Genomic DNA, 11,936 nt, shown 5'->3' on the forward strand with positions numbered 1-11,936 from the left:
CACGGCGTCCACGAAGCGGGCGTCCGGCTCGCCGTCCCCGACTCTCCCGTCGGCCCGCGACGAGGCTCGTGCGTGAGCGCACGACCGGACGCAATACTCGCGCAGTTGGAGCGAAGTTGGAAACGGCGCCGTCATGGTGTCGGTGTCCACGACCCCGGGCGGCCGACCGCTGCCCGGCCGTCAGCGGCCACCACGGAACCAGGAGACCGACGTGCTCGTCCACGAGACCGCCTACGAGGCCACCGTCGCCGAGACCGCCCTCGGCCCGATCGAGTTCGCCGTCGTCGGCACCGGAGCCCCGGTGCTCGTCGTCCACGGCACCCCGGGCGGCATCGACGCCGCCGAGCTGATGGCCCGGATCCTGCCTCGCGACGGGGTCTCCGCCATCCTGCTCTCGCGCCCCGGGTACCTCGGCACCCCGCTCGACGGCCGCACGACCGTCGACGCACAGGCCGACCTCATGGCCGCACTGCTCGACCACCTGGGCATCGCCCGCGCGGGGGTCTACACCTGGTCCGGCGGCGGCCCCGCCGGCTACCGGTTCGCCGTCCGCCATCCCGACCGGGTGACCGCACTCGTCGCCAACGCCGCCTGCAGCCAGGCCTACCGGCTGCCCGAACAGGATCTCGCCACGCGGCTGATGTTCACCACCGCCCCCGGGCAGTGGCTGCTGCGGGTGCTCGCCGCCCACGGCGGCAGGCAGTACACCCAGGGCGTGATCGCCGACGAGGGCGACCTCACGCCCGACCAGGTCGCCCAGCGCGTCGACGAGATCCTCGCCGACCCCGCCAAGCAGCGCTTCGTCACCGACCTCGGCCCCACCGCCCTGCCCGACGGCAGGCGCCGTGCCGGTTACCGCAACGACCTCGACCGGTTCGCCGAGATCACCACCCTCGAGCTCGAGAAGATCACCGTCCCCACCCTCGTCGTGCAGGGCACCGCCGACGCCGACCTGCCGCCGGAGCACAGCTGGTACGCCGCCCGGACCATCCCGGGCGCCGAGCTGCTCAGCCTCGACACCGGCACCCATCTCGCCCTCTACACCCACCCCGACGCGGCCGCGGCGCAGACCCACGTCGTCGAGTTCCTGCTGGCGGGCGCCGAACGCTGATCCCTCACCCGACGCGCGGCCGGCGGACGGCCACGACCAGCAGCGGTGCCGCCACCAATGCCAGCAGCACGGGGACCAGCGCGGTCCAGCCGACGCCCGCGAACGGCAGGACGCCGAGCAGGGCGAGCCCGATGCGCGGGCCGCGCGGAAGCCGCCGCAACCAGGTCGCCGCGAGCAGGGCGAGCCCACCCAGCGCGCCGACGATCATCGGCACCGGCGCAGCGCCCGCCGCCATCAGCAGCTCCGTGGCGGCGAGCACCGTCAGCAGCACGCGGACCGGCTCGGCCCGCAGCACCCGCAGCGCGTCGCGCCCGCCGTCGGCGGCGGCGAATCCCGTCGCGACGATCAGCACCGCGGCCGGCAGCCAGGCCAGCCGACCCACCGTCGAGAGGCTCAGCAGGCCGGGCCCGACCAGGCCGAGCGCCCACAGCGCCGAGCCGGTCCGCAGGCACCGCGCGGAGACGAGGGCGATCACGCCGAGTCCCACCGTCAGCGCGACGGGCGCGAGCTTGTCCCCGGTCCAGTCCGGGATCACCGTGCCGAGGGTCGCCTGCACGATCCCCGCCGCCACGAGAAGCCCGCCGCCGGCGAGGCCGAGCCCGGCCGCGACGCGGCGCCTCACGACGTCACCGCGGCGACCATCGCCACGGAACGGCGCGGCGTCGGCCGACCGTCGCGGACGGGACGCCCGACGCGGAAGGTGAGCAGCGGGTGGCCGCCGGCCGGCAGGAGAGCGGCGAACCGCGGACCGAAGGTCGGCGTCGCGCCGGTGGCGGCCTCGCGGTCGATCCGCTCGGTGACCTGGTTCATGTGGTGCAGGCCGATCCCGGCCAGGGTGGCGCGGAGGTGCACGCGCTGCAGGAGCCGGCCCGCGTCGAGGCGGATGCGGCGGTCGTCCGGGTCGGCGACGGTGATCACGCCGTACGCGGCGGCGGTCGCGGTGTGGACGTCGCGCGTCCGGTCGATCCAGAACCGGTCGCCCGCGGTCCGCGACGACGCCGGCAGGAGCTTCGCGACGCCGAGCTCCACGGGGCTCAGACCCTGGCCGTCGAGGACGAGGCCGTCCCGATGGCGTTGGACCTCGTCGTTCGTCGCGCGGAACCAGGCGAAGTTGTCGATCGACTGCTGCTCGTCCCTGCACAGGGCCTCGGCCGCGTCGACGAGGAGCGTCCCGAGCGCCGCGCGCGGCTGCGGGTCGGTGATCCAGTGGAGCGCGAGACCGGGCGGGGGCGGCACCGCGAGCGCCGACACGTCGACGGGCCCTGTCAGGAACGGGCCGCGGTTGGTGTGCCGGCGGTCGATCACGTCGTGCAGCGGGTCCGTCCGCGGCGCGGCGGCGACGAGCGCCACGTGCGCGACCCGCGCGCCGCCGGCGCCGTCGGGCAGCAGCTCGACCGACGGTGCGAGGCCGCGTGGCCCGCAGCCGATCACCAGGTTCTCCACCGCGCAGCCGAGGCCGACGTCGCGCTCCCGCGAGTAGGGGTCGACCGTCCCCGTGGTGCGCGCCGGGTCGGCGAACACGTCGATGCCGGCCGGGCCGATCTCGAACGACCACGGCTGGGTGTTGTGCGGGCTCGCGGCGAGGACCGCTGCGGCGACCGCGCCGAGCGGCCCGGGCACCGAGCGCCAGTCCCGCCACGGCGCGAACGCCGGCCCGCCGCCGGGGTCGAGCACCGCGCTGTCGTAGACGCGGTAGCCGAGCAGACCGGTGCCCGCCACGGCGACCGTCGCCGCGCCGAGACCGACGCCACGCAGCAGGGATCGGCGCGAGAACGCGTGCGCGGGCGGCTGCGGCGGCGCCGACGCGGGGACGGTCGGCGACGTCGGAGCACCCGGCGAGGTCGATGAAGGCGGCGTCACGTCAGCGCTCCTGCCGTCGGTGGAGAACGCCGAGTCAACCGACGGCCCGGGTAGCGCCGCACCACCCCGGGCCCGTGCCCACCCGGGGTGGGTCCTTCCGGGTGAAGCGGACGGCGGGCACACTTCGTACGGCCCCGGCGCACGGGACGGGAGGGACATGACCGCCATCGGACCTGCCCGGCCGCTGCTCACCGTGAAGCACGCGGTCCCCCCGGCACGCCCCACGGCGGTGCACCGCGCCCGGCTGACCGACGCGCTGGACGCGAGTACGAGCCGGCTCGCCACGGTCGTCGCCCCGGCGGGGTGGGGCAAGACGAGCCTGCTCGTCGCATGGGCGCGCGCCCGGTCCACCCCGGTCGCCTGGGTCTCGCTCGACGAGAGCGACGACGATCCGGTCCGGTTCTGGAGCTACGTGCTCGTCGCACTGGGCGTGACCGACGCGGAGATCGGCCGCGAGCCCTTGGACGAGCTCTTGCACGGGGCGCCGGACGTCGCGCTGGCGCTGCTGGTCAACGAACTGGCGGCGAGCACCCGCGAGCACGTGCTGGTAGTCGACGACTACCACGTGCTGACCGATCTCCGGATTCACGAGGGCGTCGAGTTCCTGGTGACGCACCTGCCCCCGCGGACCCGGGTCGTCATGGCGAGCCGGACGGACCCGCCGCTACCGCTCGCGCGGCTGCGCGCCCGGGGGCGAGCTCACCGAGCTGCGCGCGGCCGACCTGCGTTTCACCCTCGACGAGGCGACCGCCCTGGTCGAGGGGGTCTGCGGGGCGCCGCTCGACGGGACGGTCGCGGCGACCGCGTGGGGACGGACCGAGGGCTGGGCCGCGGGCCTGCAACTGACCGCTCTGGCGCTGCGCGGCGGGGGCACCGCACCGGCGCGCGGCGGCGACCACCTGCTGGACTACTTCGCCACGGAGGTGCTGCCGACCCTGGTCGTAGGGGTTCAGAACCTGCCCGTGATCGGCGTTGTGGCCGGTGACGCCGTAGGACATCTCGACGAGGTTGTTCTTGCCGAACACGATCGCGCCCGCGCCCTCGATGGCCGTGACGATCTCGGCGTCGGTGCTGGGGGTGAATCCTGTGAGTGAGCCGAGGCCGAGGGATGTCGGCAGGTCCCGGGTCTGGTAGCTGTCCTTGACGCCCAGCGGGACTCCGAGCAGAGGTGCGGTTGCTCCTGCCGCGCGTGCCTCGTCGGCGGCGGAAGCGGCAGCGAGTACCGCCGACTCGTCGATGGTGATGAAGGCATGGATCTCGGACTGGGCGCGTGCCTGGTCGAGGAGGGCGGAGGTGTACGACTCCGCGGTGACGTCACCGCGGCGGATCGCAGCGGCCGCGGCCGCGACGCCGAGCTCGGTCAGCTGCGAGTTTCCGCTGCTCTCGGCGGACGAGGGGTTGGTGCGGGTCATCGGCCTACTCCGTCCGTGACATGGATGTCGGGGAACGTGACCGACCGTCGCTAAAGTAAGGCGATCACTGTACTTGGAGCGTATCGGGAGCTGGCCACAAAGTACAGCGATCGCTATACTTAGGCGATGAGCGCCACGCCGGAGGCCGGGCCCACGAAGCGAGGTGGGCGCGGGGCGCGGGAACGGATCCTGAAGGCCAGTGTCGAGCTCTTCGCCCGTGACGGCATTCATGCGACAGGGATCGCGAAGGTGACCGAGGTCGCGCACGTCTCCACGCGCACCCTGTACCAGCACTTCCCGAGCAAGGAAGCTCTCGTCAGCGCCTATCTGGAACGACTCGAGTCCGATCCGAACGGGCCTGCCGAGATCGAGACCGTCCTCACGCGAGACGACCTCGAGCCACGCGACCGTCTGATCGCGCTGTTCGCCACGCCCGCGGGAGATGCTCTGGCCGGGCCGGTGCTACGCGGGTGCCCGTTCCACAACACAGCGGTCGAGGCGGCGGGCGGCATGGCGGACGCTGCCGCCTTCGTCGAGCGTCACAAGCGAGAACTGATCGCGAATCTCATCGCCACCGCGGACGCCGCCGGAGCCGAGAATCCCGAGGCCCTCGGACGCCAACTCGCTGTCCTCTTCGAGGGCGCGCGCGCCCTCGCCACGTCCGTCAACGACGCGCACCCGTTCGAGGACGCCCGCGAACTCGCGGTGAGACTGATCGACGACGCCGTCGGCGGGATGTCTTCCGGCTGACCGTCGTCTCCGCGCGTCACTCGACGGCGACGCCGTGGGCGACCAACATCGTCCTGCCGACCTCCCGAGCCGCCCGGGCGGCTCCCCGGTCGCCCTCGTGGGCCGCCATGATCGAGCCCTTCATCAGGATGTGCCACTGGCGGGCGAAGGTGTCCGGGTCGTCGATACCCGCCGCCGCCGCGAGCTCACGCAGGTACGCGCGGATCCGGGCGAGATGGTGGACGCTCGCCTGGTGGACGGGGTCGCGGGGATCGTGCACCTCGATCATGGTGGTGAGGAAGGAACACCCCTCGAAGTCGTCGCGGCCGAACCACTCGTCGAAGAGGTCGAAGATCGCGAGGAGACGACCGCCCGGCAGCTCGGTCCGTGACCGGGTCGTCGCCTGCAGCCAGCTCTCGGTCCAGATCTCCTCACGGCGCCGGAGGAAGTCGAGGATCAGCTCCTCCTTCGAGGCGAAGTTGCGGTACAGCGTCATCTTCGCCGCCCCGGCGTGCTCGACGACCGTGTCGACGCCGACCGCGCGGACACCGTGGCGCGTGAACAGCTCGTACGCAGCCTCACGGATCCGCTCGGTGCCGTTGCGGCCACGGTCGTCTCGTGCCGTCATGCGACCTACCCCCAGCGCAGAGCTTCCACGTGCAGCGTAGGGCGTCCCGGCGCGATGCGGCGGCTCGTCCGCGAACACGGTCGCACCGGCACCGCCCGAGCGGCCCGAGCGGACTCAGGCGATGTCGCGCCGCGTCAGGATCAGGAACCCGACGGCCAGCGGCCCGACGACCCACGCGAGCAGGGTGACGAGCGGCCCGGCGGACGGTGTCGTGGTCGCCAGCAGGATGACCGCCTGCCGCGGGTCCACGGCCTCGACCGCCGCGGGCCAGACGCCGTGCAGCAGCGGCGGGGTGAGGAACAGGACGAGGTAGCTGCCCGTCAGCGCCGCGGGCGTGTGGGCGATCGCGGCACCGATCCCGACCCCGGTCACGGCGAACGCCGCGCCGCCGAGGGTCGCCACCGCCGCGACCACCGCGGTCGGCCCGAGCGGGACCGGGACGCCGAGGACGGCGAGGATCGCGGCCGAGGTGACGACGCCCGTGGCGGTCGCGTACGCGCCGAGCTGGGCGAGCGCGAGCGTCTTCGCCGCGAGGACCCGTCCCCGCCGCGGCACGGCGAGGTAGGTGCCCAGCGCCGTCCGGTGCGTGGTCTCGCCCGCGCTGCTCAGCACCCCGAGCGACAGCACGAGCAGGGCGGTCAACGCGCCGAGCTCGGCGAGGAGCCGGGGCGGGTCGGAGACGTCCCCGCCGGTCAGGACGAGGACGGGCACCCAGTGCGGGGCCAGGAGCGCCGTCGCGGCGAGAACGGCCTTTCCGGAGCGGGTCGACAGGGACTTGCCCAGCTCCACCCGGACGAGCCGGCCGAGACCGGGGGCGGAGCCGGCGAGGCGGGCATCGGGGCGGGCGAGGGTCTGCAGGGCCATCAGGTCCTCCGTGTCGGACAGGTGATCAGGCGGTGAGCTGGAAGAACAGGTCTTCGAGGTCGCGGCCGGCGGGCCGCAGGTCGACGAGTGCGTGCCCGCAGCGGGCCGCGACGGCGCCGACCTCGGCGGGGGTGCCGCCGACCGTGAGCCGGTCGCCGTCGCGTTCGACGGGATGGCCGGCCCGCCGCAGGTCCGTGGCCAGGGCGGCGGGATCGACGGCGCGGACGACGGTCACGTCCGCGGCGAGCAGCTCGTCGATGGGTGCGTCGGCGACCAGCCGCCCGCCCCCGATGACGACGAGGTGGTCGACCGTGTGCTCGACCTCGGCGAGCAGGTGGCTCGACAGCAGGACGGTGCCGCCGCGGTCGGCATGGCCGCGCAGCAACCCGCGCAGCCAGCGGATGCCCTCGGGGTCGAGCCCGTTCGCGGGCTCGTCGAAGATCAGCACCGGCGGGTCGGCGAGGAGGGCGGCGGCGATCCCGAGCCGCTGACGCATGCCGAGGGAGTAGCCGCCGATCCGGCGGCCGGCGGCTCCGGTCAGCCCGACCACGTCGAGCAGCTCGTCGACCCGCCCGCGCGGCACCCCGATCACCTCGGCCAGCAGCCGCAGGTGGCCGCGGCCGGTGCGTCCGGGATGGACCGCCGAGGCGTCGAGCAGGGCGCCGACCACGGCGGCCGGGTTCGGCAGCTGCCGGACGGTCCGGCCGTCGATCGACGCCGTCCCCGCGCTCGGCGCGGCCAGACCCGCGAGGATTCGCAAGGTCGTGCTCTTGCCGGCACCGTTCGGGCCGAGGAACCCCGTGACGGTGCCCGGCTCGCAACGGAAGGTGACGTCGTCGACGACGGTGCGGTCGTCGTACCTCTTGGTGAGTCCCTGCACGGTGATCATCGGTGCTCCTCGGCGGTGACGGTGAACGGGGCGGTGAGGACGCGGCCGTCCGCGACGCGGACCTGGACCCACATCCGGTAGGTGCCCGGGGCGGGCAGGCGGGGGTGGAAGCCGAGCTCCGGCCCGTAGCGGGTCCCCGGGGTGGCGAGGACGGGATCCCCGTCGGCGTCGATCACCTCGGCGTGGCCGTGCGCGAAGCCGCGGCCGTCGGCCCGCAGCGTGACGACGTGCGCGGGCGCCGCCAGGTAGGGCTGCAGGTCGTCGAGCGGCCGGCCGGTGGCGGCGTCGGCGAGGGTCACGGTGAGGTCGCTCGCCTCGCCGGCGACGACGTCCCCGCGCAGACCGACGCGGACCCCGTCGACGACGGTCTCACGCGGCCCCGGGAGCACCCGCTCCTGCTCGACCGGGTCCCCGGCGACGTCCACCTCGGACCGGGCCAGGACCGACGCCAGCTCGCCCTGCCTGCGGAACTCGGCGTGCAGCGCGTAGCTGCCGCCGGTCGGGAACACGACGTCGACGGCCAGCTCGCCGGGCACCCCGGTCGGCACGGGATGGACGTGCGCGAAGGTGCCCAGGTCGGAGCGGGTGACGATGAGGTGCGTCCAGGCCTCGTGGCTCAGCGCGATGTCGTCGACCGGCGCCCCGTCCGCCGTGACCCGCACGGTCACCCGCGTGGGGACGCCCGCCCGGGCCCCGGGCGCGCTGATGTCCACGTCGAGCCCGGCGCGGTGCGCGTCGACCGGTTCGACGTCGGCCGCCATCATCACGCTCATGTCGGTGCGCATCGGCATGCCGACCGCCTGGCTCCAGGCCAGGGTGCCGTTCATGCCGCGGCGGGCGGCGTCGGTCCGGGAGAGTGCCGTGAGCCCCGCGCCGACCAGCAGCGCCACGGCGGCGACGGCGGCGAAGTGGCTCCACCGGCCGGTCCGTTCCCGCAGCGACGGCCGCAGGATCTCCTGTGCCGACCCGGGCCGGCGGAACCCGCGCAACCGCAGGGCGTTGGTGACGACGCTGACCGAGCTCATCGCCATGGCCGCGGCCGCGAGTACCGGGTCGAGCAGCAGCCCGTCCGCCCAGTACAGCGCGCCGGCCGCCACCGGGATCAGCGCCACGTTGTAGAGGAACGCCCAGGTCAGGCCCTGCCGGATGGTGGCGACGGTGCGCCGCGACAGGGCGATCGCCGAGACCAGCCCGCGCAGGTCCCCGCCGACCAGCGTCACGTCGGAGGCCGCGAGCGCGACGTCGCTGCCCGTGCCGATCGCGACACCGAGGTCGGCGGTGGCCAGCGCGGGGGCGTCGTTGACACCGTCCCCGACCATCGCGACGACGCGCCCCTGCGCCTGCAACGCCGCGATCCGGTCCGCCTTCTGGGCGGGCAGCACCTCGGCGACCACACGGTCGATGCCGACCTCGCGGGCGACCGCCTGCGCGACCGCGGCGGAGTCGCCGGTCAGCATGACGACCTGCAGACCGAGGGCCCGCAGTTGCGCGACGGCCTCGGCCGCGCCGCGCCGCACGGCGTCCGCGACGACGATCGTGCCGGCGGCCCGCCCGTCGACCGTGACGTGCAGCGCGGTCCCCTCGGTCTGCTCGGCCGGCACCCCGACCCAGCGGGCCGTGCCGATCCGGACGTGCCGGCCGTCGACCGTCCCCGACACCCCGCAGCCGGGGACGGCCTCGAACCCGACGACCGGCCGGACGGGCCCGTCGTGTGCGGCGACGACCGCCGCGGCGAGCGGGTGCTCGCTACCGGTCTCGACGGCCGCGGCCAGCGCGAGCAGCTCGTCGGCGGTCCTGCCGACGGGCCGCACCTCGGTCACGACCGGCCTGCCCTCGGTGATCGTCCCGGTCTTGTCGAGCACGACCGTGTCGACCCGGGTCGCGGTCTCCAGCGCCTCGGCGCCCGAGACCAGGATGCCCAGCTCCGCCGCCCGGCCCGCGGCGACCATGACCGCCATCGGAGTGGCCAGCCCGAGCGCACACGGACACGCGATGATCAGCACGGCGATCCCGGTGCCGATGGCGAGGGTCAACGGGCCCGTCAGCGCCCACACCGTGAAGGTCGCGGCCGCGGCCAGCAGCACCGCCGGGACGAACCACGTCGCCACCCGGTCGACGAGCCGTTGAACCGGCGCCGACGAGCCCTGCGCGTCCTCGACCAGGCGCACGATCTGGGCGAGCGTGGAGTCGGACCCGACCGCGGTGGCCCGGACGAGCAGCGTCCCGGTGCCGTTGAGGGTCGAGCCGATGACCTGGTCGCCCTCGGCCTTCGGGACAGGCCTGCTCTCCCCGGTGAGCATGCTCTCGTCGACGCTCGACCCGCCCTCGACGACCACGCCGTCGACCGGCACCCGGTCCCCCGGCCGGACCCGGACGACGTCGCCGCGGACCACGTCGGCGACCGGGGCCTCGAACTCGCGGCCGTCCCTGACGACCCGAGCCGTCGGCGGGGCGAGCCGGGTCAGTGCCGCGACGGCGGCGACGGTCCGGCCCTTGGCGCGGGCCTCCAGCCACCGGCCGAGCAGCACGAGGGCCACGACCACGAGCGAGGTCTCGAAGTACACGTGCAGCGGGAGGCCCCACCGCTCGGCCTGGCCGGGCCACAGCGTCACGAAGGCGCTGTAGCCGTACGCGATCAGGGTGCCCAGCGCGACGAGCGTGTCCATCGTGACGGTGCGGTGGCGGGCCGCGGCGACCGCGGCGCGGTAGATCGGCCGTCCCACCCAGAACTGCACCACCGTCGCGACCGCGAGCAGGGCCGGCATCAGCGGGTCCATCGCGTCGACGGACAGCGGGACGTACATCAGGACCATCAGCGCGAGCCCGGCGGTCAGGGCGACCACCCAGGGCAGGGCGGGCTCGGGCCCGTCCGGCTCGGTCTGCGCGGGCCGCGGATCGGCGACCGCGACGCCGTACCCCGCCCGCTCCACCGACGCGACCAGCGCGGCCGGGTCGACGGCGGTGTGCTCGACGGTCGCGGTGCCGGTGGCCAGGTTCACCCGCGCGTCGGCCACCCCGTCCACCCGGCGCAACGCCTTCTCGACCCGCCCGACGCAGGACGCGCAGGTCATGCCGGTGACGCGGAGCGTCTCGACGGCGAGGGTCGGCGCGCTCACCGGGGGACCCCCGTCCGGGCGTCGCGGGCGGCGATCCGCTCGGCGAGGTGCGCGGCGTCGGCGCCGACGAACCCGAGCAGCGCCGAGCCGCGGCTGTGCAACCACGGCAGCCCCAGCACGTACAGCCCCGGGACCGCGGTCTCGCCCCGCCGCCGGTGCTCGAGCGCGCCGGGGATCGTGATCCACGAGTCGTCGCGCCGGTAGCCGGTCGCCCACACGACGGTGTCGACCTCGAGCACGGTGTCGTCGACGGTGACCGCGGTCCCGGCCGCGCCGGTGACCCGCCCGCGCAGTGTCACCCCGGCCTCCCGGAGCCGGGCGTCGGACGTGCCCACGACGAGCTCGCCGCGGGCCCGCATCCGGCGGCCGAGTACGGAGTCGCCGGACGCCGTGACCAGCCCGGACCGGGTGAGCCACCAGAACAGGTCGCGGCCGAGCACGGTCTGCGGGACCACCGCGGCGCGGCTCCCGACGGCCAGGTCCACCCGCCGGGTACGGGCCAGCTCCAGCGCGATCTGACGGCCGGAGTTGCCGCCGCCGACCACGAGCACCGGGCCGTCCCGGAGATCGTCGGGACGGCGGTACTCCGCGCTGTGCAGCTGCGCGACCCGAGGTGACAGGCCCTCGGCGAGGGCGGGGACCCACGGTGTCTGGAACGGGCCGGTCGCGACGACGACCTGGCGGGCGAGAATCGTCTCGCCCGCGCCGTCGAGCGCGAACCCGGCCGCGTCGCGGCGCAGCTCGGTGACCCGGTGCCCGGAGCGGACCGGCAGGTCGAACGTGGCCGCGTAGCTCCGCAGGTAGGCGGCGACCTCGTCCTTCGTCGGGTGCCGGTCGGGGTCGCCGGGGAACGGCATCCCGGGCAGCCCGTCGTAGCGGGCCGGGGTGAACAGGCGCAGCGAGTCCCACCGCGCCGCCCAGCTCCCCCCGGGCTCGCCCGCGTCGAGGACGGTGCAGTTGAGGCCCCGGCGGCGCAGGTGCCAGGCCATCGCGAGGCCGGCCTGCCCACCGCCGACGACGGCGACGTCCAGCGGGTTCACCGGGCCACCTCGTGTCCTGCCTCGTAGACCGCCACCTCGACCGAGTCGGCGTCGAGTGGGCCGGTCGCCATGACCGAGACCCGCCCCGTGGGCAGGTCGACCTCGACATCGAGCACGCCGGGCACGGCCAGCAGCTCGGCCCGGACGGCGGCGACGCAGTTGGCGCAGTTCAGTCCGTCGATATGGAGGGTGGTGCTCGTCGTCATGCGGCCAACGCTGCCGCCCGCACCACCGGCATCGCGCCGGTGCAATCGCCGGGATCGGACGAACCCGGCGATAAGCTCGCC

General features: G+C 74.9%; 11 protein-coding genes. 2 read left to right on the forward strand and 9 right to left on the reverse strand.

Annotated elements, in window-relative coordinates:
* Positions 1-211 precede the first annotated feature (211 nt).
* On the forward strand, positions 212-1,111 hold the full coding sequence (locus tag PSED_RS32055; protein WP_013678370.1) for an alpha/beta fold hydrolase: 900 nt from the start codon (positions 212-214) through the stop codon (positions 1,109-1,111).
* Between the two features lie 4 nt (positions 1,112-1,115).
* Here PSED_RS32055 and PSED_RS32060 read toward each other — a convergent pair whose 3' ends face one another.
* From PSED_RS32060 to PSED_RS32070, 3 genes are all read right to left on the reverse strand, one after another.
* Positions 1,116-1,733, reverse strand: a complete 618-nt coding sequence (locus PSED_RS32060) for a hypothetical protein (RefSeq protein WP_013678371.1) — start codon at positions 1,731-1,733, stop codon at positions 1,116-1,118.
* Positions 1,730-2,971: an Acg family FMN-binding oxidoreductase gene (locus PSED_RS32065; RefSeq protein WP_013678372.1), complete on the reverse strand. Its 1,242-nt coding sequence runs from the start codon at positions 2,969-2,971 to the stop codon at positions 1,730-1,732. The genes PSED_RS32060 and PSED_RS32065 overlap by 4 nt, the downstream gene beginning before the upstream one ends.
* 638 nt (positions 2,972-3,609) lie before the next feature.
* Entirely contained in the window at positions 3,610-4,383 is a 774-nt protein-coding gene (locus PSED_RS32070; RefSeq protein WP_013678373.1) for an amidase family protein, read from the reverse strand.
* 126 nt (positions 4,384-4,509) lie between these two features.
* On the opposite strand from PSED_RS32070, the gene PSED_RS32075 reads away from it, so the two are divergent.
* Complete coding sequence (locus PSED_RS32075) at positions 4,510-5,133, forward strand: TetR/AcrR family transcriptional regulator (protein ID WP_013678374.1); 624 nt, start codon at positions 4,510-4,512, stop codon at positions 5,131-5,133.
* Positions 5,134-5,149: 16 nt separating this feature from the next.
* Here PSED_RS32075 and PSED_RS32080 read toward each other — a convergent pair whose 3' ends face one another.
* The 6 genes from PSED_RS32080 to PSED_RS32105 all read right to left on the reverse strand — a co-directional run bounded on the left by PSED_RS32080 (position 5,150) and on the right by PSED_RS32105 (position 11,855).
* Positions 5,150-5,740, reverse strand: coding sequence for a TetR/AcrR family transcriptional regulator (locus PSED_RS32080; protein ID WP_013678375.1), 591 nt, complete (start codon positions 5,738-5,740; stop codon positions 5,150-5,152).
* Between the two features lie 114 nt (positions 5,741-5,854).
* The gene (locus tag PSED_RS32085) at positions 5,855-6,604 is read right to left on the reverse strand and encodes a hypothetical protein (RefSeq protein WP_013678376.1); all 750 of its coding nucleotides are present in this window, start codon (positions 6,602-6,604) and stop codon (positions 5,855-5,857) included.
* A 25-nt stretch (positions 6,605-6,629) separates the two neighbouring features.
* Positions 6,630-7,493 (reverse strand): ABC transporter ATP-binding protein, encoded by an 864-nt coding sequence (locus tag PSED_RS32090; protein WP_013678377.1) that lies wholly within the window; start codon positions 7,491-7,493, stop codon positions 6,630-6,632.
* The gene (locus tag PSED_RS32095) at positions 7,490-10,609 is read right to left on the reverse strand and encodes a heavy metal translocating P-type ATPase (RefSeq protein WP_013678378.1); all 3,120 of its coding nucleotides are present in this window, start codon (positions 10,607-10,609) and stop codon (positions 7,490-7,492) included. The genes PSED_RS32090 and PSED_RS32095 overlap by 4 nt, the downstream gene beginning before the upstream one ends.
* Complete coding sequence (locus PSED_RS32100; RefSeq protein WP_013678379.1) at positions 10,606-11,649, reverse strand: flavin-containing monooxygenase; 1,044 nt, start codon at positions 11,647-11,649, stop codon at positions 10,606-10,608. Before PSED_RS32100 ends, PSED_RS32095 begins: the two co-directional genes overlap by 4 nt.
* Positions 11,646-11,855, reverse strand: coding sequence for a heavy-metal-associated domain-containing protein (locus PSED_RS32105; protein WP_013678380.1), 210 nt, complete (start codon positions 11,853-11,855; stop codon positions 11,646-11,648). The genes PSED_RS32100 and PSED_RS32105 overlap by 4 nt, the downstream gene beginning before the upstream one ends.
* Positions 11,856-11,936: the final 81 nt, after the last annotated feature.

It is taken from the genome of Pseudonocardia benzenivorans CB1190 (assembly GCF_000196675.2).
In the GTDB taxonomy this organism is placed as follows: Bacteria; Actinomycetota; Actinomycetes; order Mycobacteriales; family Pseudonocardiaceae; genus Pseudonocardia; species Pseudonocardia benzenivorans.